The organism is Mycobacterium sp. E2497 (genome assembly GCF_001668695.1).
Classification (GTDB): Bacteria; Actinomycetota; Actinomycetes; order Mycobacteriales; family Mycobacteriaceae; genus Mycobacterium.
The window spans coordinates 12,786-32,083 of record NZ_LZKD01000255.1 but is presented as its reverse complement, the minus strand read 5'-3'; the positions used below and the strand labels follow the sequence as shown (position 1 = coordinate 32,083).

20 protein-coding genes and 1 pseudogene are annotated in these 19,298 nt (G+C 68.6%); 11 read left to right on the top strand and 10 right to left on the bottom strand.

Annotated elements, in window-relative coordinates:
- Window positions 1–170: 170 nt before the first annotated feature.
- From A5713_RS24220 to A5713_RS24210, 3 genes and pseudogenes are all read left to right on the top strand, one after another.
- Window positions 171–521, top strand: a pseudogene (locus tag A5713_RS24220) (LuxR C-terminal-related transcriptional regulator); the annotation flags it as partial.
- A 3-nt stretch (window positions 522–524) separates the two neighbouring features.
- On the top strand, window positions 525–2,081 hold the full coding sequence (locus tag A5713_RS24215; RefSeq protein WP_082973131.1) for a GAF domain-containing sensor histidine kinase: 1,557 nt from the start codon (window positions 525–527) through the stop codon (window positions 2,079–2,081).
- A gap of 42 nt (window positions 2,082–2,123) precedes the next feature.
- On the top strand, window positions 2,124–2,954 hold the full coding sequence (locus tag A5713_RS24210) for a thioesterase family protein (RefSeq protein WP_068098733.1): 831 nt from the start codon (window positions 2,124–2,126) through the stop codon (window positions 2,952–2,954).
- Between the two features lie 32 nt (window positions 2,955–2,986).
- Here the strand turns inward: A5713_RS24210 and A5713_RS24205 are convergent, their stop codons facing one another.
- From A5713_RS24205 to dapB, 3 genes are read right to left on the bottom strand one after another with little or no spacing between them, the layout of a single operon-like run.
- Window positions 2,987–3,442: a flavodoxin family protein gene (locus A5713_RS24205; protein WP_068098726.1), complete on the bottom strand. Its 456-nt coding sequence runs from the start codon at window positions 3,440–3,442 to the stop codon at window positions 2,987–2,989.
- A complete protein-coding gene (locus A5713_RS24200; protein WP_067920116.1) occupies window positions 3,439–3,894 on the bottom strand; it encodes a hypothetical protein in 456 nt (151 codons plus the stop codon). The genes A5713_RS24205 and A5713_RS24200 overlap by 4 nt, the downstream gene beginning before the upstream one ends.
- A gap of 2 nt (window positions 3,895–3,896) precedes the next feature.
- Complete coding sequence (dapB, locus tag A5713_RS24195; RefSeq protein ID WP_068098724.1) at window positions 3,897–4,634, bottom strand: 4-hydroxy-tetrahydrodipicolinate reductase; 738 nt, start codon at window positions 4,632–4,634, stop codon at window positions 3,897–3,899.
- A 103-nt stretch (window positions 4,635–4,737) separates the two neighbouring features.
- On the opposite strand from dapB, the gene A5713_RS24190 reads away from it, so the two are divergent.
- Window positions 4,738–6,105: an HNH endonuclease signature motif containing protein gene (locus A5713_RS24190; RefSeq protein WP_068098722.1), complete on the top strand. Its 1,368-nt coding sequence runs from the start codon at window positions 4,738–4,740 to the stop codon at window positions 6,103–6,105.
- Here A5713_RS24190 and A5713_RS24185 read toward each other — a convergent pair.
- From A5713_RS24185 to A5713_RS24175, 3 genes are all read right to left on the bottom strand, one after another.
- Window positions 6,102–6,512, bottom strand: coding sequence for a DUF1330 domain-containing protein (locus tag A5713_RS24185; RefSeq protein ID WP_231980651.1), 411 nt, complete (start codon window positions 6,510–6,512; stop codon window positions 6,102–6,104). The two genes, A5713_RS24190 and A5713_RS24185, sit on opposite strands and share 4 nt — an antisense overlap.
- Entirely contained in the window at window positions 6,509–6,976 is a 468-nt protein-coding gene (locus tag A5713_RS24180) for a 2,4'-dihydroxyacetophenone dioxygenase family protein (protein WP_068098713.1), read from the bottom strand. Before A5713_RS24180 ends, A5713_RS24185 begins: the two co-directional genes overlap by 4 nt.
- 121 nt (window positions 6,977–7,097) lie before the next feature.
- The gene (locus tag A5713_RS24175; RefSeq protein WP_068098711.1) at window positions 7,098–8,384 is read right to left on the bottom strand and encodes a CdaR family transcriptional regulator; all 1,287 of its coding nucleotides are present in this window, start codon (window positions 8,382–8,384) and stop codon (window positions 7,098–7,100) included.
- A gap of 101 nt (window positions 8,385–8,485) precedes the next feature.
- On the opposite strand from A5713_RS24175, the gene A5713_RS24170 reads away from it, so the two are divergent.
- From A5713_RS24170 to A5713_RS24155, 4 genes are read left to right on the top strand one after another with little or no spacing between them, the layout of a single operon-like run.
- Window positions 8,486–9,334 (top strand): SDR family NAD(P)-dependent oxidoreductase, encoded by an 849-nt coding sequence (locus tag A5713_RS24170; RefSeq protein ID WP_068098710.1) that lies wholly within the window; start codon window positions 8,486–8,488, stop codon window positions 9,332–9,334.
- A 52-nt stretch (window positions 9,335–9,386) separates the two neighbouring features.
- A complete protein-coding gene (locus A5713_RS24165) occupies window positions 9,387–10,883 on the top strand; it encodes an NAD(P)/FAD-dependent oxidoreductase (RefSeq protein WP_068098736.1) in 1,497 nt (498 codons plus the stop codon).
- Between the two features lie 18 nt (window positions 10,884–10,901).
- Window positions 10,902–12,257 carry a wax ester/triacylglycerol synthase family O-acyltransferase gene (locus A5713_RS24160; RefSeq protein WP_068098708.1) on the top strand — a complete coding sequence of 452 codons (1,356 nt, stop codon included), beginning with the start codon at window positions 10,902–10,904 and terminating at the stop codon, window positions 12,255–12,257.
- Window positions 12,258–12,301: 44 nt separating this feature from the next.
- The gene (locus A5713_RS24155; RefSeq protein WP_068098707.1) at window positions 12,302–13,144 is read left to right on the top strand and encodes an alpha/beta fold hydrolase; all 843 of its coding nucleotides are present in this window, start codon (window positions 12,302–12,304) and stop codon (window positions 13,142–13,144) included.
- Window positions 13,145–13,214: 70 nt separating this feature from the next.
- On the opposite strand, the gene A5713_RS24150 is transcribed toward A5713_RS24155, so the two are convergent.
- Together A5713_RS24150 and A5713_RS24145 are read right to left on the bottom strand one after the other, a co-directional pair.
- Window positions 13,215–14,297, bottom strand: a complete 1,083-nt coding sequence (locus tag A5713_RS24150; RefSeq protein WP_068098705.1) for a dihydrodipicolinate reductase — start codon at window positions 14,295–14,297, stop codon at window positions 13,215–13,217.
- A complete protein-coding gene (locus A5713_RS24145) occupies window positions 14,294–15,301 on the bottom strand; it encodes a Rieske 2Fe-2S domain-containing protein (RefSeq protein WP_068098703.1) in 1,008 nt (335 codons plus the stop codon). The genes A5713_RS24150 and A5713_RS24145 overlap by 4 nt, the downstream gene beginning before the upstream one ends.
- A 106-nt stretch (window positions 15,302–15,407) precedes the next feature.
- On the opposite strand from A5713_RS24145, the gene A5713_RS24140 reads away from it, so the two are divergent.
- Window positions 15,408–16,058 carry a TetR/AcrR family transcriptional regulator gene (locus A5713_RS24140; protein WP_068098702.1) on the top strand — a complete coding sequence of 217 codons (651 nt, stop codon included), beginning with the start codon at window positions 15,408–15,410 and terminating at the stop codon, window positions 16,056–16,058.
- Window positions 16,055–16,579 (top strand): GNAT family N-acetyltransferase, encoded by a 525-nt coding sequence (locus A5713_RS24135; protein WP_068098700.1) that lies wholly within the window; start codon window positions 16,055–16,057, stop codon window positions 16,577–16,579. Before A5713_RS24140 ends, A5713_RS24135 begins: the two co-directional genes overlap by 4 nt.
- 16 nt (window positions 16,580–16,595) lie before the next feature.
- Here A5713_RS24135 and A5713_RS24130 read toward each other — a convergent pair whose 3' ends face one another.
- Window positions 16,596–17,057 carry an SRPBCC family protein gene (locus A5713_RS24130; RefSeq protein ID WP_068098698.1) on the bottom strand — a complete coding sequence of 154 codons (462 nt, stop codon included), beginning with the start codon at window positions 17,055–17,057 and terminating at the stop codon, window positions 16,596–16,598.
- 100 nt (window positions 17,058–17,157) lie between these two features.
- Between A5713_RS24130 and ald the strand changes: the two genes are divergently transcribed.
- Window positions 17,158–18,273: an alanine dehydrogenase gene (gene ald / locus A5713_RS24125; protein WP_067920139.1), complete on the top strand. Its 1,116-nt coding sequence runs from the start codon at window positions 17,158–17,160 to the stop codon at window positions 18,271–18,273.
- Here ald and A5713_RS24120 read toward each other — a convergent pair.
- Entirely contained in the window at window positions 18,270–19,295 is a 1,026-nt protein-coding gene (locus tag A5713_RS24120; protein ID WP_067920141.1) for a nitronate monooxygenase, read from the bottom strand. The two genes, ald and A5713_RS24120, sit on opposite strands and share 4 nt — an antisense overlap.
- Between the last annotated feature and the right edge of the window lie 3 nt (window positions 19,296–19,298).

Genomic DNA, 19,298 nt, shown 5'->3' with positions numbered 1-19,298 from the left:
CCGGCGATGCGGCCCAGCGTGTCCAGGAAGTCGTCGACATCGGTGACCCGCGTCTTCAGCAGGTAACCGACGCCGCGGCCGCTGGCCAGGAGCCGCATCGCCGGCTCGACGTCCACGTGCGCGGACAAGATCACCAGCCCGACCGGCGGCAGCTCCTCGCGGATTGTCATCGCGGCGTCGGTTACCTGCTGAAGACGCGGGTCACCGATGTCGACGACTTCCTGGACACGCTGGGCCGCATCGCCGGCGGCGCATGTGTGGTCGATCCGGCTCTGGTCCAGGAGTTGGTCGAATCGCGCACGCGCAACGACCCGCTGGCCGCGCTGAGCCCACGGGAGTTGGAGGTCCTCGCCCTGATGGCGGAAGGGCGCTCGAACGCCGGCATCGCCCGCCGCCTGTGGGTCACCGAGGGCACCGTCGAGAAGCACGTCCGCAGCATCATGACCAAACTGGAGCTGCGCGAGACCCCGGACGATCACCGACGGGTTCGTGCGGTCGTCACCTTCCTGAAGGCCCGCTGACCGGTGCCGAAAGCCAAGTCACAGGCCCTGTCTCGCCTGGGCTGGAGGTTGCTGTCGCGCGACCCACTGCCCACGCCGCTGGGGATCGCGGTCGCGACCGCCTGCATCGGCGTGGAGACCGCCGTCATGCTGCTGCTCAAGACGCTCGCCGAGGACAACGCCTTCGGCGTCCTCTACCTGATCGGGGTGCTGATCGTCGCTACCGGCTGGGGCCCCGGACTGGCCGCCGCCACCGCGGCGCTCAGCGCGCTCGCTTTCGACTACTTTCGTGGCTGGCCGGACAGCACGATGGTGCCGAGCCAGCCTCAGGACTGGACGGCATTGCTGGTCTTCGTCGTCGTCGGACTGGTGGCAAACGCCCTGGCGCGCACCGCACGGGCCCACGCCGCGGACGCCGAACAGCGGCGGCGAGACGCCGAGGCGAGCCGCGACGAGCTCGGTGTGCTGGCCGAGCAACAAGCCGCGCTTCGCCGGGTTGCCACTCTGGTCGCGCGCGGAGTGCGCCCATCGGACGTCTTCCCGGCGGTCGCCCACGAGCTGGCGAGATCGCTCGGTGTCGCCAACGCTTCGCTTTGGCGCTACGAGAACGACGGCACCGCAACGCTTGTCGCGGCCCGTGACGACCCCGTGCAGGTGGCGCAGATGCCCGTCGGCAGCCGCTGGTCCCTGGGCGGGCAGAACATCGGCGCCATGGTGGCCGATTCCGGTCAGCCCGCTCGAATGGACAGTCACGACACGGCGATTGGCGACGTGGCGGCGCTGATTCGCCGTCTCGGATTGCGCAGCGGCGTGGGCGCACCCATCGTGGTCGAGGGCAGGCTGTGGGGTGTCGCCGTCGTCGGCTCCGCCGCGGAGCCGCTGCCGCCCGATACCGAACAGCGGATCGGCGAGTTCAGCGAGCTGGTCGCGGCCGCCATTGCCAATGCGGAAGCGCACGCGGCGCTCACGGCGTCGCGAGCGCGGATCGTCACGGCCGCCGACGATGCCCGGCGCCGCCTGGAGCGCGATCTGCACGACGGGGCGCAACAGCGGCTGGTATCGCTTGCGCTGCAACTGCGCTCGATCGAGGCCGGCGTCCCGCCCGAACTGGGTTCGCTGAAGAACGAGATCTCGGCGGCCGTCGCGGGTCTGAGCGCGGCGTCGGCCGATCTCCAGGAGCTCGCCCGGGGCATTCATCCGGCGATCTTGTCCAGAGGAGGGCTCGGTCCGGCGCTCGAGGCGCTCGCCCGCCGCTGCCCCATTCCGGTCACCGTTCGCCTGGCGCTGGAAGAACAGATTCCCGAGTCGGTCGAAGTCGCGGCGTACTACGTTGTGGCGGAAGCACTTACCAACGCGACCCGACACGCGCGCGCCTCACTGATCGACGTCGACGCCCGGACCGACGAGGCGGAGCTGATGGTCGCCATCCGCGACGACGGGGTCGGTGGAGCGGACAGCCGCAACGGATCCGGGCTCCTCGGCTTGCTTGACCGGGTCGAGGCGCTCGGGGGCCGCCTCGACATTGCCAGTCCGCCCGGTGGCGGCACCGCGCTGCAGGTCGCGATACCCACCCGCGCGTGACACCGCGCGGCTTTGGCCACACGGTGTCCTATCGTCATAGCGGTGACGACTGATCCCGCCGGTGTGCCCGAGGCCTTCTTCACCGTCGACGGTGACTCGTATGTTCCGGGCCCGCTGACCCGGGGACCATGGGGCGCCGCGATGGGCGGCCAGAACGTCGGTGGCCTGTTGGGTTGGGGCATAGAGCAATCCGGCGTCGAGCCCGACTTCCAGCCGGCCCGTCTCACGGTCGACCTGCTGCGTCCGGCGTTGCTCGAACCCGTGCAGATCCGCACCTCGGTGCAGCGGGAGGGCCGGCGGATCAAGCTCGTTGACGGCGCGCTGGTGCAGAACGGCAACACCGTCGCGCGGGCCAGCGCGCTGTTCCTGCGGCGGGGGGATCATCCCGACGGGACGGTGTGGTCGGCGCCCCTGGCCATGCCGCCGCTGCCTGCCGACTCCGAGGCCATTCCCACCGACATGCCCTTTCTGATCTGGGGATACGGGGCCACCACCGCGGGCAGCCCGGGCATCGCGGCCGGCGAGTGGGAACAGTCGCATTCCCGGAAGTTCGCCTGGACGCGGATCTTTCGCCCGATGGTGCAGGGCTATCCCCTGACCCCATTCACCCGACTGGCTTTCGTCGGTGACATCACAAGTTCGCTGACCCATTGGGGCACCGGCGGATTGCGCTACATCAACGCCGACTACACGGTCACCGCCAGCCGCCTGCCCGACGGTGAGTACCTGGGCCTGGCCGCGCAAAGCCATTACGGCACGGCCGGCGTGGCCACCGGCGCCGCCACCCTGTTCGACCGGCACGGCCCGATCGGCACCAGCTCCGCGCTGGCCCTGGCCCAACCGGCCGAGGCGTTCCAGCCGCCCCACACCTAGACCATCAGCTGGGCCATCAGCTGGGCCATCAGCTAGTCCATCAGCTGGGCGGCGACCGTCGCGCCAAGTTCCCAGCAGGCCCGCAGGTCGTCCTTGTCCGGCTTGCCCGAAACCACCACGGTCTCTGCGGCTTTCGTCCAGCCCAGGCCGGTGGTGATCGACATGACACCGCGCTCGGCGCCCTCGGTGCCCTCGTTGCCGTGCAAGTACAGGCCGAACGGGCGCCCCCGCGTCGAGTCGAGCAGCTGATAGTAGGAGCAGTCGAACGCGTGCTTGAGCGCCCCGCTCATGTAGCCCAGGTTGGCGGGGCTGCCCAGCAGGTAGCCGTCGGCGCTCAGCATCTCGGCCGGCGACACGGTCAGCGCCGGCCGGCGGACGACCTCGACATCCTCGATCTCGGGATCGGTGGCGCCGTTGACGACCGCCTCGAACATCTCGTGGCAGTGCGGCGACGGCGTGTGGTGGACGATCAGCAGCATCTTGCTCATGGGCGGCCCTGCAATTCGAGCGCCGTCTTCATGGCCGCCCGCGCCCGGCGGCGGTCGCCCGCGTAGTCGTAGGCGCGCGCCAGCCGGTACCAGCGCCGCCAATCGTCGGGATGGTCTTCGACTTCGGTGCGTACCGTGGCGAACAGCGCGTCGGCGGCGTCCCGCTCTATGCGGCCCGACGCCCGTCGCGGCAGCCCGCTGGTGTCGAGCTCCATGCCGTCGGCCGCGATCAGGCGGGCGAGCTTCTGGTGCGCGAACCCGTTGCGAAGCGTCGCCACCATCGCCCACAGCCCGATCAGGGGCATGACCATCACCGCGAGCCCCAGCCCCACGGCGGCCGCCCGGCCCGAGGCGATCATCGCGACGGCCATCCGCCCCAGCAGCACGAAGTACGCCAGCATCGCGACGCACAGGAGCGCGATGAGCAACTGGGTGCGCAGGGTGGCGTTCATGTTCACTGCAGGTCGAGCAGGGGCTCGAGCCCCACGGTGAGGCCGGGCCGTTCTTGGACGCGCCGCACGGCCAGCAACACGCCCGGCACGAAGGAGGTGCGGTCCAGGCTGTCGTGGCGGATGGTGAGGGTCTCCCCCTCGGTGCCGAACAGGATCTCCTGGTGGGCGACCAGCCCGGCCAGCCGCACCGAGTGCACCGGGATGCCGTCGACGTCGGCGCCGCGCGCACCCGGCAGGCCGGTACTGGTGGCATCCGGGTTGGGCGGCAGGCCTTTTCGCGCTTCGGCGATCAGCTTGGCAGTGCGCGCGGCGGTACCGGACGGGGCGTCGGCCTTGTGCGGGTGGTGCAGCTCGATCACCTCCACGGACTCGAAGAAGCGCGCCGCCTGCTTGGCGAAGTGCATCGACAGCACCGCGCCGATCGCGAAGTTGGGCGCGATCAGCACCGAGGTGCGGGGGCTCTTCGCCAGCCACGCCTCGACCTGCTGCAGGCGTTCGGCGGTGAAGCCGGTGGTGCCGACGACGGCGTGAATTCCGTTGCCGATCAGGAACTCCAGGTTGCCCATCACCACGTCGGGGTGGGTGAAGTCGATGACCACCTCGGTGTCGGAGTCGGTGAACAGGCCGAGCGGGTCGCCGGCGTCCACCTCCGCGGACAGGGTCAGGTCGTCGGCGGCCTGCACGCCCGCCGCCATCGCCGAACCGACCTTGCCCTTAGCTCCCAAGACGCCTACCCGCATGGGCTTCACCCTAGACCGCTTGGTTTTGTCCACAGTTGGATGCTTATCCACAGCCAGCGCATTCGGGGGTGTCGGCATCGGCGCTGGCCGATACTATTCGAACATGAGTTCGATCGACATGCCGGCGGACATGGCCGCCGAATTGGACGCGCTTGACGTGGCCGTCGCAGCGATCGCCCAACGAAATCTCGACGCCCTGCCGCCCGCGGTCCGACTGCGGGCGCTGGAGCGGAGGGAGACAGCACTACGCCGCCAGGTCGCGGCCAACCACGATGCGATCGCCGGCCTGGCGAAGGAGGACCCTGCCCACGTCGGCGGCCCCGTACACAAGGTGGTCGCCGACTGGCTGCGGATCAGCCCTGCCGAGGCGGCCCGCCGGCTTCGGGACGCCAGACAGCTGTCCCCGCGGCTGACCCTCACCGGCCAGGCGCTGCCGCCGGAGTTGCCGGCCACCGCCCGGGCGTGGCGTGACGGCATGCTCGACGGTCAGCACCTGCGGGTGATCCAGACGTTCGTCCGCGACCTGCCCGGCGAGACGCCGGTCGACACTGTGCAGAAGGCCGAGCGATTCCTGGCCCAGCAGGCGGTGAGCTTGCGTCCCGACCAGCTGGAAAAGGTCGCGCACCGGTGCGCGCTGCGGATCAACCCGGACGGCAAGTTCTCCGACGCCGACCGCGCGCGGCAGCGCGGCTTCGCCTGGACCGGGCAGCGCCTCGACGGGATGAGCGTCGGGAGACTAGTCGCGTCCCCGGAACTGCGCGCCAACCTCGATGCCTGGCTGGCGCGGTTCGCCGCGCCCGGCATGTGCAACCCGGACGACGAAACGCCCTGTGTCGAAGGCGAACCCAGCGACGAGTCGGCGAGCGGCGACCTGCGCAGCCACGCGCAACGCCAGCACGACGCCCTGAATGCCTTGGTGCGCGGCCGGCTGGGCGATCCGAAACTGGGATCCCACAACGGATTACCGGTCACCGTTATCGTCTCCACCACGCTGCAGGAGCTGACGGCCGGCACCGGGCGGGCGGTCACCGGCGGAGGAACGGTGCTGCCGATGCGCGACGTGCTCCGGATGGCCCGCCACGGCTACCACTATCTGGCGGTGTTCGATGAGCACTCGGGCCGCCCGCTGTATCTCGGCCGGACGCGGCGAATCGCCACGCCGGATCAGCGCATCGTGCTGTACGCGAAGGACCGCGGCTGCACGCATCCTGGCTGCGACGCGCCGGGCTACTGGTGCGAGGTCCACCATCTCGACGAGTGGGCCGGCGGCGGATTGACCGACGCCGACAAGCTCACCTTCGCCTGCGCGCAACACCACAAGCTGATCGACAAGGGCTGGCGGACAAGGAAACTCCCGAACGGGCGCACCGAATGGATTCCGCCGCCGCGCTTGGGCCGCGGCCCGGGCAGCAACGACTACCACCACCCGGAACGCCTCTTCGAGGAAGAGCGTGACGACGACGTCCCTTAGCGCGGCTGCGCCCCGTCGGCAGCCGATGCCCAGGGATCCGTGGCGACCAGATGGGTGCTATGCAGCGCGGCCGCCCGATGCACGTGAGCGCGCTCGTAGTACTCGGGGTTCGTCGCCATGGACACGAACGCCGCCCGCGACGGGTAGCGGACGACGACGATGGCGTCCCAGAACGGACGGTCGAGGTCGCCGGCGACCACGTGGCTGGCGTCTCCCGCGTAGACGAGCGTGGCGCCCACCGATTCGAGGAACGGCTGAACCTCCTTGGCGTAGCGCTGGTAGTGCGCCGCTCCGTCTTGCTTGAACTGTAGGAGGTTGATCATGACCACGGGGCTGTCGTTGTCCGACGCCGCGGCCACCAGAGTGGCCAGCTGGCCTTCATTCGGTTCGATCGCGGTGGCCATCATGCGCTCCAGCTCGTCAGGTCGCGCGCGGCGATGTCGTTCGCGGCGCAGTAGGCGTTGTAGCGCTCCACCGAAGTCTTGTGGTTCTCCTGCCACAGGATGGTCTTGCTCTCGTCGAGGAAGAGCAGCTCACCGACCAGGAAGAAGAACACCTCGGTGTCCTCCAGGCTCTGCGGCGTGTGCGAGGAGCCCGCGACCTCGTAGACGGTGTCGCCCGCGCGGGAGATCCAGTCGTTCTCCTTGTACCGCCATGCGCCGCTGACGGTGTGGCCGACCACGATGCCGGTGTGGTAGTGCGGCGGAAGCTCAAGTCCGGCAGGGAATTTCATCGACACGATGATCTCGGCCCGCACCGGGTCGACCTTCCAGTACTTCAGGAGAACCTGGTCGGACAGGGGGGCGAAGGGAATCCACGGGTTTTCGGCGCCGTCGATGTAATTGACGTCGAGCTCTGGCAGGGTCTGCATTCCAACTGCTCCTTGAGAGGATTGTTTGCTACCGCAGCGCGGCTGGAGCAAAACATAGGAGCGGTCGGCCGCATCCGCTCGGCGCGGCGAGACAACGTTGACGGCCGCGTTTGTGCTCGGCTCACAATTCGGCGTGCCGAAAATGCTCCAGACCGGGCAGGGCCGGCAATAGCGCCAGCGCGACAGACAGCTCGAGCGTGTCGGTGTCGATGCTGCGGCCCAGGATCGCCTCGGCCTGGTTCACGCGATAGGTGACGGTGTTGGGGTGCACGGTGAGCCGCTGGGCGGCGCGCACGCGGCTGCGGTTTTCGCCCAGATAGACCGCCAGCGTCGTCGCGAGCCGATAGGTGTCCTCGTTGTCGGCGGCCAGCGGCCCCAGCACCCTGGTGACGAACGTCGTGGCATGCTCCCGGTCCGCGCTGGCAAGAGCGGCGACGGCGACATCGCGGTAATGGGTGACCGAAGCACCGCGGGCCCCCATCAGCGATACCACGCGCCGCGCGTGGGCGGCCTCGAGGTAGCTCCGGCGAAAGCCCTTGAGCCCGCGAGCCGGATCACCGAAGGCGAGGCGGACGCTCGTCGGTTGCTCGGCACCGCTCAGCGTCGCCTCCCGCACCGTGAGCGGGCCCCGGCGGCTCACCCACGCGGCAACCGCCAGGGAACCCGACGGATGGACCAGGGTACTTTCCGCCCCCGTGACGCGCCCGATGCCGGCGATGACGCGGCCCAACAGCGGCTGGGCGTCGCCCTCTTCGGGCAGGTCGTCAACCCACGCGATGACGGCGACATGCTGGCGATTGATGTCGTAGCGCAGTCTTTTCGACGCGCGCAGCGGTTCCCGCTCACGCTCGGCGAGAATGTCGTCGACCGCGCTCGCGCGGGCGGCGGTCGCGCCACGCAACCATGCGTCGCGCTCGACCTCGTAGGTCTGCTCGGCCCGCATCATCGCCCCGTCGACGTAGGCGAACATCCACCCGGTGGCCAGCTCCATCGCCTTCGCCTGCTGGGCGGCGTCTTTCGCCGTCGCCGCGATCCGGGCGAGCATCCACTGCCACACCAGTTCCTGAGCCAGCCGGTAAAACCGCATCAGATCGGCCAACGCCACCTGGCGCTGCACGGCCGCGCGCGCGATCGCTTGCGTGGACGGCGGCAGCTCCACCCGACGCGGATCTGCGCCGAGCTCGATGATCTGGGCCAGCTGCCGCAGGCTCGCGTCGCTGCTCACCACGTTCTCCCTGACCGTCTGGTCGTCGGGAAACAGCTGCGGGAGCTCGGCTTGCATCCGGGCGACGGAGCGCTCGGCCAGGTCGGTGGCGCCGGCACGCAACTCGGCCGCGATCGGCACCAGCACCTGCTGCCATACCCGCTGCGCGGCCGGGTCATGCACCGGCGGCCATTCGAGCTCCATGGCCGGAATGTAGTCCGGCTGTCGCGGCGTCACAATGACCGAGCCCAACGTTGGCGTCGTCGCACGAGACCACCATCGCGGGCCGGCCTTAGTTTGCTCCCATGTTCAGATTCGGATCCCGCCTCAACACCTCAGACCTGTCCGGTCGCGTCGTCGCCATCACCGGAGCGGGCAGCGGCATCGGCCGCGAGTTGGCTCTGCTGTGCGCGCAGCGCGGCGCCAACCTCGCGCTGTGTGACATCAACGACGCCGCGGTCGCCGAAACCGCCGAAGCCGCGCGCGGGCTTGGGCGTGACGTGATCACTCGCCGGGTGGACGTGTCCGACCCCGAGCAGATGACCGGGTTCGCTGACGCGGCATTCGCTCACTTCAACGGGGTCGACATCGTGGTCAACAACGCCGGGGTGGGACTTGTCGGCGGCTTCCTGGACACCAGCCTCAAGGACTGGGAATGGCTGGTCTCGATCAATCTGATGGGTGTCGTGCACGGTTGCGACGCCTTCGTCCCGGCCATGATCAACTCCGGTCGCGGCGGGCATGTCGTCAACCTGTCCTCGGCGGCGGGACTGCTTGCCAATCCCGCGCTGTCGGCCTACAGCGCGACCAAGTTCGCCGTCTTGGGTCTTTCGGAGGCACTGCGCACCGAGCTCAAGCCCTACCGCATCGGCGTCACCGCCGTCTGCCCGGGCGTGATCAACACCGCCATCACGAAATCCAGCCCGATCCGCGGGGCGGGTGACACCGAAGGCCGCCGCCAGCGCCTCGCCGCCACCTACCGCAGGAGGGGATACACACCGCAGCGCGCGGCCCGCAACATCTTGCGTGCAATCGGAAACGATCGCGCCGTCGCGCCCATCGCCGCGGAGGCACACGTCATGTACGGGTTGTCCTGCGTCGCTCCCCCACTGGCCCGGTGGGTTTCCGCGCAGATGGCCAAGGCCGCCCAATAAACCCCAATGAACCCCAATGAACCCCAAGCCGCTCGACAAGACAGGAATCACGATGAATATCAACGGTATTGAGCACGTCGACGTGTTGATCGTCGGCGCCGGCATCTCCGGAATCGGCGCCGCGTACTACCTGCAGACCATGGCGCCGACCAAGAGCTTCGCGATCCTGGAAGCCCGCGACGAGATCGGCGGAACTTGGGACTTGTTCCGGTATCCGGGTATTCGCTCCGATTCTGACCTGCACACGTTCAGCTACGAGTTCAAGGCCTGGGAAAACGACAAGGCGATCGCCAGCGCCGACGCGATCATGTCCTACCTGCACGAGACGGTGGCTGAGAACGGCATCGGGCGCGCGATTCGGTTCGGCCACAAGGTGATCAGTGCGGCGTGGTCCACCAGCGACGCGCGCTGGCTGGTCGAGATCGACCGGGCCACCGGCGAACGCGTCACCATGAGTTGTCGATGGTTCTTCTGCGCCAGCGGCTACTACCGCTACGACGAGGGGTTCGCCCCGGAATTCCCGGGGCGCGAGCGGTTCCGCGGGCAGGTGGTGCATCCTCAGCATTGGCCGCAGGACCTGGATTACCGCGGCAAGCGGGTGGTGATCATCGGCAGCGGTGCGACGGCGGTGACGCTGGTCCCGGCCATGGCCGAGACCGCGGGACACGTGACGATGCTGCAGCGCTCCCCGACCTACATCGTGCCGGTGCCATCGGAGGACCGCATCGCCAACACGCTGCCCAAGCTGATCGGCCGTGACCGCGCCTACGCCCTTACCCGGTATAAGAACATCGCCAAGCAACGGTTGATCTGGCGGTTCTGCCGGCAGCATCCGGCCGCCGCCCGCCGACTGATCCGCCACCTCAACGCCAAGCAGCTGCCCAAGGGCTATCCGGTCGACGAGCACTTCAGGCCCGCGTACAACCCGTGGGACCAACGGCTTTGCGCCGTCCCGGACTCCGACATGTTCGCCGCGATCCGCGACGGGCGGGCCTCGGTGGTCACCGACCGGATCGACACATTCACCGAGCGGGGAATCCGGCTGCAGTCCGGCCGCGAGCTGGAAGCCGACATCGTGGTCACGGCCACCGGGCTGAACCTGCTGGCGTTCGGCGGGATCGCACTCTCGGTGGACGGCGTGTCCGTCGACGTGTCGAAGAAGGTGGCTTTCAAGGGCTTTCTGCTGAGCGGCGTCCCGAATTTCGCGTACCTGATCGGCTACACCAACTCCTCATGGACGTTGAAGGTCGGGCTGGTATGTGAGCACTTCTGCCGGCTGCTGGGGTTGATGGACTCCCGCGGCCAGAGCATCTGCTATCCGCAGGCCCCGGCGACCATGCCGACCCGTCCCCTGCTGGAGGTCGGCGCCGGCTACGTCAAGCGCTCGGTCGAGAAGTTCCCGCACCAGGGCGTGGTAGGGCCGTGGCGCACCTGCATGGACTACCGCGCCGACTACAAAATGCTGCGCGAAGGCCCGGTCGACGACGACAGCCTGCGATTTGCGGCATCCCCACCGACCGGCGGCTCCGAGCCGGCGCTGACCGCGTAACGCACGGAGAACACCACCATGGAACTGATGTCACCGCTGGAATCGCTGTTCTTGTCGGCCGAGTCGCGTGAACACCCGCTGCACGTCGGCGCGCTTCAGCTGTTCACCCCTCCCGCGGACGCCGGGCCCGATTTCGTCCAGGACATACACGAGGCGATGCTGCAAAGCACGGACGTGTCGCCGATATTCCGCAAGCGCCCCATGGCGTTTCACGGGGCACTCAGCAACGTCGGCTGGTCGTACGATCACGACGTCGATCTGCCCTACCACGTGCGGCGATCAGCCCTGCCGGCACCGGGACGGTTACGCGAACTCCTGGAGCTGACCTCACGGCTACACGGCAATCCGCTGGACCGGCACCGTCCGCTGTGGGAGACGCACCTCATCGACGGCCTCAAGGACGGGCGCTTCGCCGTCTACACCAAGATTCACCACGCGCTCGTGGACGGGGTATCCGGGCTCACCCTGCTGCAGCGGCCGCTAACCACCAACGCGACCGACCGCAACGGCGCCCAAACGCGTGCGCCCTGGTCGCCGGAACCGCCGGCGCCCCCACGTGCGGCCCGCGGACCGAGCCTCAGGGGCGTGCTGGGATCGGTTGCCACGCTTAGCCCTTCCTCGCTTCGGCTGGCGCGGGCCGCGCTGATGGAACAACAGCTGACGCTGCCCTATCGGGCCCCACGGACCATGCTCAACGTTCCCATCGGCGGCGCGCGGCGATGCGCTGCGCAGTCGTGGCCGATGGACCGGATCAAGGCGGTCAAGAACGCGGCCGGCGTGAGCGTCAACGACGTCGTCTTGACCATGTGCGCCGGGGCGCTGCGCGCCTACCTCACCGACTACGACGCGCTTCCCGACGCGCCTTTGGTGGCAATGGTTCCGGTGAGCTTGCGCAGGGACGGCGATGCGGTGGGCGGCAACGTGGTCGGCGGGGTGTTGTGCAACCTCGCGACCGACCTCGACGACCCCGCTCAACGCCTGAGCACCGTCCACTCGTCGATGCGCCAGAACAAGAACGTGCTGTCGCAGCTGCCCCGCTCGCAGGCGACGGCGTTGTCCATGCTCCTCCTCGGTCCGGCCGTGCTGCACGGCCTGCCGGGCCTGACCGGCGCCACCCGGCCGCCGTTCAACATCTGCATCTCCAACGTGCCCGGTGCGCGAGAGCCGCTGTACTACAACGGCGCCCGCCTCGAAAGCAACTACCCGATGTCGATCGCGATCAACGGGCAAGCGCTCAACATCACGCTGTCGAGCACCGCCGACACGGTCGACTTCGGACTGGTGGGATGCCGCCGCAGCGTGCCGCACCTGCGGCGCGTGCTCGGCCACCTCGACACCTCGCTGAAGGACTTGGAGCGCGCCGCCGGCCTGTGAGCCGAAATACGGCGCCGCACACGACAACGAAGGATGCTCTCCAGATGACCGATTTCGAGACTCGCACGCTTTCGGTGAACGGTGTGCGCTCGCCGGTGCTGATCGGCGGCACCGGCATCACCGGCGAGGCGGTGGTATTCGTCCACGGCAACCCCGACGCCGCCCGCGACTGGCAACCCCTGATGGAACCGGTCGCCGAGTTCGCCGCGGTTGTCGCGCCCGACATGCCGGGTTTCGGTGGAGCGGACAAGAGGTCAGACCAGGACTACACGCTCGCCAGTTACGGCGCACACCTGGGCGGGGTGATCGGGCAACTGGCCATCGAACGCGTGCACCTGGTCGGCCACGACTTCGGCGGCCCGTTCGCGTTGACCTGGGCCGCCGCCAATCCACACCAGGTCGCCAGCGTCACGCTGATCAACAGCGGAGTGCTGTTGGACTACAAGTGGCACCGGCTGGCGCGGGTGTGGCGCACGCCCGTCGCTGGGGAGCTGTTCATGCGGACCACCACCCCTCGCCTCGCGCGATTCGTCGTCCGCCATGACAACCCAGGGCTACCCGAGCATTGGGTCGACGTGATCGCCGGACACCTCGTCGACGCCGGGACCAAGCGGGCCGTGCTGCGGCTCTACCGCTCGACCCGTCCGCAGGACATGGGCGCGCTCGTCGAGCCACTGCGCGACCGTGATCCCGACACACTGGTGGTGTTCGGCGACGCGGACGTCTACATCCCCGTCGAACAGGCCGAACGCCAGCGTCGCGTGTTTCCCCGCGCACATGTTGAACGGCTGCCCGGTGTGGGCCACTGGGCGTGGCTCGAGCAACCCGACCGGGTCGCCGACGTGGTCGTTCCCTTTCTGCGCGCACGGGTCGGGCAAGCGGTGTGACGACGCGGTATGACGACGCGGTGGTGCTCGCGCCGCTAACGAGGCGCCGGCTCCCGGCCCCCGCAGCCGGCTAGATCTTGAACCGGCCGGCGAACCCGCGCAGCGGCAGGTCCGCGCTGGTGACGAGCCCCGGCGGCGCCGCGACGACGGACTTGATCGAGGCCAGCGCGGGCATGCCGGTGACGGTCATGCCGATGGAGGCGAAGTTGTCCGGATTGGACAGGTCAACGCCGGGCTTGGGGAAGATCATGTGCTTGTTGTAGATGCACGGGTCGCCCTTGATCTGGGTGATGTAGCAGCCCTTGATGTTCCAGCTCGGATCGGTGTGCGGGGTCATCTGCCACTCCAGGTGCGTCTCGACGCGGGGAACGCCATCTACCATGCCCTGGTACTTGATGTAGTTGCCGCCCAGCGAGCCCTTGGGCAGGGTGTACCAGCCCAGGTCCACGTCCTTGGTGCAGGCGCCCAGTTCGTAGCTGAACCTCACCTCGTCGAGGGTCAGGTCGAAGCAGTCGGCCATCATCAGCACGCTGTCGGCGAACACGCGGGTGTACTTCTCCAGCTTGGCCGGGATTTCCGGATCGTCGACCGGCTGGCCGTAGCCCACCTCGATCCAGGTGTCCCTGGAATGGTGACACGACACGTCCACGGATTCGATCGTGGTGACGTTCTCGATGTCGGCGACGTCGGCCGAACACACCACGCCCAGTATCTGATTCAGGCCCGGGTTCATCCCGGTCCCGTAGAACGTCGCGCCGCCCTTTTCGCAGGCCTCGGCCAGTAGCCGGCTCACCGGCTTGCCCGACGGGTGCGGATGGTTCTTGTCGCGGTGCCAGCCGGTGATCCAGTCGGCTGTGGTGACGATGTTGATCCCGGCCTCGAGCACCTTGACATAGAGGTCCTCGTCGGGGAACACGCCGTGGAAGGTGAGCACGTCCGGCTTGGCAGCGATGATCTCCTCGACGGTGCCGGTGGCCTTGACGCCGTTGGGAGCGATCCCGGCGAGCTCGCCTGCGTCCTTGCCGACCTTCTCCGGCGAATAGCAATGCACGCCAACGAGTTCGAGGTCGGGCTGGGTGGCGATCCGCTTGATCATCTCCGAACCGACGTTTCCGGTGGCCACCTGGAACACGCGGATCGGTGCGCTGGTCATTGCATTGAGCCTTCCTGTGATGCGAATGCCTCGGGATAGAACTGCTTGGCCCACTTGCGGATTGCGGTGAAGCCCTCGTACTCGTCGGTGGCCAGCGCCGGCGGGTCCGAGTAGCGCTGGTGTCGCCAGATCTCGATGTCCTGCTCGAACTGGCGGATCACCTCGCGCCCGAACTCGGCCGCCTTGCGCTCGGCGCGGTCGGGGTCCTTACCCGCGGTCCGGCCGATGTAGACCATGAACCGGACGTCGGAGGTGAACTCGTCGATCGGGGTGACCGCGGAGATGGTGCGGTTGTCGACCATCCCCCAGCTCTTGGTCACCGCGATGCCCAGGCCGCCGTTGATGGCCTCGACACCGCTGTTGACGTCCTCGATCTTCTGCCCGTCGCCACCTTCGAAGGTGATGGTGAAGTCGACGAACGACACCGGCTCGGCGAAGTCGTGCCGGGTGAACACGGGCACGATCGGCGTGTTGTGCACGAACTTGAAATGCGCGAAGTCGACGCCGTTTTCGAGCACGTACTGCGGGTGCAGCTCCAGGGCCTGCCGGTACAACCGCTGCTGCGGGTAGTAGTCGTCGGCGCTACTGCCGTCGCGAAATGCGGCGAAGACGTCCGGCGCGTCGAAGTACGGCTCGCGGCGCTCGACGTCATGCCAGATGTAGACCGACGCGTTGCGTTCCGCGACGGGGTAGGTGCGGATGCGACGGCCCCGATTGGGCCGGTCCTGGTAGGGAATGCAGACGTTGCGACCCTCCTGGCTCCACTGCCACCCGTGGAACGGGCACTGCAACACCTCGCCGACGACCGTGCCGCCGTAACCCAGGTGCGCACCGAGGTGCTCGCAGTAGGCGTTCATCACGGTGAGCTGGCCGGACTCGGCCCGCCAGGCGACCATCTCCTGGTCGAAGTACTTCATGGTGTGCACGTCGCCCACACCGATCTCATCGGACCAGGCGACCTGGAACCAGCCGGTTGGTTTCATCGACAACGGCGGCTTAGCCATGCGGGATCCCTCCTTGGAAGAGATGATAGGCGGGACCTCAGTCAAATCAAAGTACCCTCTATGAAACTTTGGGCGCGATAGGCTCGGCACGCGATAGGCTCGGCAGATGACTCGGCACGTCAACGCGGCCGGAACCGCGAGCCGGCGCCCCAACCGGCGTGGCAACGCCACCCGGGAGAGCATGCTCGAAGCCGCGCTCAAGTCGTTGGCATCCGGCGACCCGGGCTCGGTGTCGGCCAACCGCATCGCCAAGGAGATCGGCGCCACCTGGGGCGCCGTGCAATACCAGTTCGGCGACACCGACGGCTTCTGGGCGGCGGTGCTGCACCACACGGCCGAGCGGCGCGCCGCGACCTTCTCGACGCTGTCGACGCCGGTCTCACCCGACGCGCCCCTGCGCGAGCGGGTCGGCGCCATCATCGACACCCTTTACGACGGCTTGGCGTCGCCGGATTCACGCGCGATCGAGAACCTGCGGGCGGCGCTCCCCCGCGACCCCGCCGAGCTCGAGCGCCTGTTCCCGCGCACCGCCGCCGAGCTGTTCTCCTGGGGCAAGAGCTGGCTGGAGACCTGCCAGAACGCCTTCGCCGGCCTGGACGTCGACCCCGAGCGGGTGCGCGAGGTGGCCGCCCTGATCCCCGGCGCGATGCGCGGGCTGGTGTCCGAACGCCAGCTCGGCTCGTACGCCGACCTGGATATGGCGCGGCGGGGCCTGACCAACGCGCTGGCCGCCTACCTGGAGCAATCGCGCGGGTGACGACCGGTGACATCCCGTTCGACATCGCGATCCGCCGGGCCGGCCGCACCGACCTCGCCCGGGTCGCCGAGATGCACTATCCGGTCTGGCGGCAGTCCTGGGCCGGCGTACTGCCGGACGCCACGCTCGACCTGCTCGGATCGCCGCGGCGCTGGGCCATTCTGGCGTACCCGGGTATCCTGCAGCGCTGCCACTGGAGCATGTGGATCGCCGAATCCGGTTCGCGCACAATCGGGATGACGATCTTCGGCCCCGACCCCGCGAATCCCGCACAGGTGGAACTCGATTCGCTCTACGTCGCGGCCGACTGCCAGCGCCACGGTGTCGGGAGGCGCCTGCTAGCCACGGCCTTGACGGAAAGCCCGCCGGGAGACGTCGTCCTGTGGTGCGCCGAACACAACACCCAGGCGCGAACCTTCTACGAGAAGAACGACTTTCACGCCGATGGGCGCACCCTGGACTGGGAGCCGCTGCCCGGCGTCAAAGTCGCCCATCTGGGCTATCGGCTGCACCGGCGTTAGCTTTGGCCGCCGTCGGCTACTCGGACTCGGCGCGCTGTTTGAGACGCTGCAAGGTGAGCCGGATGTGTTCGGTGTTGGCGGCCACGCGATCCGGAACGCCGGTGGCCCTGCCGGCGAGCTTGCGGAACCAGCGAGGCCTGCGGTCCCAGGTGCTTTCGGTGACCCGGCAACCGCCGTCCGCCGCCACGATGTCATATTGCCAGCGCGCGATCGGGACGACGGTGTGCCGCACGTCGAACGCGAAGACGCGACCCGGTTCCGCGTCGGTGATGGTGCACGTGGTGCTCCAGCTCCGCTTGCTGCTTTCGTTGTGACCGGTGAACACGGCCCCGGGACGCGCGGCATCGCCTTTGCGCCACTCCATCGCCACCGCCTCCTCGGCAAATGAGGCCAGCGTGGACAGGTCGGTGAGGAGCCGATACACCACCTCGGGGCGGGCATCGACCTGCACGGTGGCGGTCACGCACGGGTCGGTCATCCGCCGATCATAGCCAGCGTGCAGGGGATTTCAGCTTGATTGCGGCCGATCGGAACTTTCTCCACACTTGAGTGCGAACCGTTCGAAGCAAGGGGCAAGCATGCGAGTCGGCGTACCGACCGAGACCAAGGTCAACGAGTTCCGGGTGGCCATCACACCCGCCGGCGTCGCGGAACTGACCCGCCGCGGTCACGAAGTGCTCGTGCAGGCCGGCGCCGGGGACGGGTCGTCCATCCCCGACGACGAGTTCAAGGCGGCGGGCGCCCGCTTGGCCGACTCGGCCGAACAGGTGTGGGCCGAGGCCGACCTGCTGCTCAAGGTGAAGGAACCGATCGAGTCCGAATACGGCCTCCTGCGCCAGGATCAGGTGCTCTTCACCTATCTGCACCTGGCCGCCTCTGCCACCTGCACCGAAGCGCTATTGGCTTCCGGCACAACGTCGATCGCCTACGAGACGGTGCAGGCCGCCGACGGTACCTTGCCGTTGCTGGCTCCGATGAGCGAGGTCGCCGGCCGGCTGTCGGCCCAGGTCGGCGCCTACCACCTGATGCGCACCCACGGCGGACGCGGCGTGCTGATGGGCGGGGTCCCGGGCGTCAAGCCCGCCGATGTCGTGGTGATCGGCGCGGGCACGGCCGGCTACAACGCCGCCCGGGTCGCGGGCGGCATGGGCGCGAACGTGACGGTTCTCGACGTCAACATCGGCAAGCTGCGCCTGCTCGATGCCGAATTCGGCGGACAGGTGCGCACGCGCTACTCGTCGGCGTACGAGCTGGAGGGCACCGTCACGCGCGCCGACCTGCTGATCGGGGCGGTCCTGTTGCCGGGCGGCAAGGCGCCGGAACTAGTCCCGAATTCGCTTGTGGCGCAGATGAAGCCGGGAGCAGTGCTGGTGGACATCTCCATCGACCAGGGCGGCTGCTTCGCGGATTCCCGGCCGACCACGCACGATGACCCGACGTTCGCCGTGTACGACAAGCAGTTCTACTGCGTGGCCAACATGCCCAGCGCGGTGCCCAAGACGTCGACCGTGGCGCTGACCAACGCCACCATGCCCTACGTGCTCGAACTGGCCGACCACGGCTGGCGCGCGGCATGCCGATCGGATCCCACTCTGGCCAAAGGCCTTTCGACGCACGACGGCGGGCTGCTGTCCCAACGGGTGGCCGCCGACCTGGGTCTGCCGTTCACCGATCCGGCGGGCCTGCTCGCCTAGTCGCGCTCCACCAGGCTGGCGATGATGTCGGCCGCCGGCCCGGGTTGGGCCTCCTTGAACGACGTTCCGGCCCATAACGGTATCCCGTTCGGGTCCTCCATGGCGGCCGCCGCCTCCCGGATCGGGCTGGTCATCTGGTTGACCTCCGGGTAGCCCAGCGGCGCCACGTTGTCCAGCAGCCGGGTGAAGTTGTTCTCCAGGCCGCGCGCGTAGCGGCCCGAGAACGCGCGCGTGACAACGGTGGTGCCGAAGACCGGGTTCTTCAGGGCGGTGCGGTGCGCGGTACTGGTGCCGGCTTCGTCGCTGAGCAACAGCGCGGTGCCGACCTGCGCGGCGACCGCGCCCCGGTTCAGCACGGCGGTGACGTCGCGGGCGGTGCCCAGGCCGCCGGCCGCGACGACCGGGACGTCGTGCGCATGGCGGATGCGATCGATCAGCTGGTGCAGCGATTCGTTGCCGGGCTCCATGTCGGGCGCGAACGTGCCCCGGTGCCCGCCCGCGTCCGGGCCCTGGACGATGAGGCTGTCCGCGCCGGCGGCCACGGCCACTCCGGCCTCGTAGGCCGACGTCACCGTGACCATCACCAACAGTCCCAGCGCGCCGAGCCGCCGGATGACGTCGGGCGGCGGCACCCCGAAGGTGAACGAGACCAGCTCGGGCCGCACGTCGGCCACCACTTCGAGCTTGCTCTCCCAGTCGTCGTCGTCGCCGTACTGCGGGTGCCCGACCTCGACCTGGTAGTAGTCGGCGATCTCCTCGAGTTCCTCGGCGTAGTAGTCCAGCGCCATCCAGTCGGCGACGCTGGGCTGGGGGACGAACAGGTTCACGCCGAGCGGGCCGGTGGTGGCCGCGCGCGCGGAGGCGATGTCCTCGGCGAACCGTTCCGCGCTGCGGTGGCCGCCGGGGACGAAGCCGAGCCCGCCCGCGTTGGACACCGCCGCGGCCAGCTCGGGCGTGCCCGGTCCGCCGGCCATCGGTGCACCCACGATGGGCACCATGATGTCCCAAAAGCCCAGTACCACGGA

Bases quoted from the DNA above. Each gene is read 5' to 3' on its own strand.
- A5713_RS24205 (WP_068098726.1), bottom strand. From the start codon at position 3,442: ATGAGCAAGATGCTGCTGATCGTCCACCACACGCCGTCGCCGCACTGC.
- A5713_RS24200 (WP_067920116.1), bottom strand. From the start codon at position 3,894: ATGAACGCCACCCTGCGCACCCAGTTGCTCATCGCGCTCCTGTGCGTC.
- dapB (WP_068098724.1), bottom strand. From the start codon at position 4,634: ATGCGGGTAGGCGTCTTGGGAGCTAAGGGCAAGGTCGGTTCGGCGATG.
- A5713_RS24190 (WP_068098722.1), top strand. From the start codon at position 4,738: ATGAGTTCGATCGACATGCCGGCGGACATGGCCGCCGAATTGGACGCG.
- A5713_RS24185 (WP_231980651.1), bottom strand. From the start codon at position 6,512: ATGATGGCCACCGCGATCGAACCGAATGAAGGCCAGCTGGCCACTCTG.
- A5713_RS24180 (WP_068098713.1), bottom strand. From the start codon at position 6,976: ATGCAGACCCTGCCAGAGCTCGACGTCAATTACATCGACGGCGCCGAA.
- A5713_RS24175 (WP_068098711.1), bottom strand. From the start codon at position 8,384: ATGGAGCTCGAATGGCCGCCGGTGCATGACCCGGCCGCGCAGCGGGTA.
- A5713_RS24170 (WP_068098710.1), top strand. From the start codon at position 8,486: ATGTTCAGATTCGGATCCCGCCTCAACACCTCAGACCTGTCCGGTCGC.
- A5713_RS24165 (WP_068098736.1), top strand. From the start codon at position 9,387: ATGAATATCAACGGTATTGAGCACGTCGACGTGTTGATCGTCGGCGCC.
- A5713_RS24160 (WP_068098708.1), top strand. From the start codon at position 10,902: ATGGAACTGATGTCACCGCTGGAATCGCTGTTCTTGTCGGCCGAGTCG.
- A5713_RS24155 (WP_068098707.1), top strand. From the start codon at position 12,302: ATGACCGATTTCGAGACTCGCACGCTTTCGGTGAACGGTGTGCGCTCG.
- A5713_RS24150 (WP_068098705.1), bottom strand. From the start codon at position 14,297: ATGACCAGCGCACCGATCCGCGTGTTCCAGGTGGCCACCGGAAACGTC.
- A5713_RS24145 (WP_068098703.1), bottom strand. From the start codon at position 15,301: ATGGCTAAGCCGCCGTTGTCGATGAAACCAACCGGCTGGTTCCAGGTC.
- A5713_RS24140 (WP_068098702.1), top strand. From the start codon at position 15,408: ATGACTCGGCACGTCAACGCGGCCGGAACCGCGAGCCGGCGCCCCAAC.
- A5713_RS24130 (WP_068098698.1), bottom strand. From the start codon at position 17,057: ATGACCGACCCGTGCGTGACCGCCACCGTGCAGGTCGATGCCCGCCCC.
- ald (WP_067920139.1), top strand. From the start codon at position 17,158: ATGCGAGTCGGCGTACCGACCGAGACCAAGGTCAACGAGTTCCGGGTG.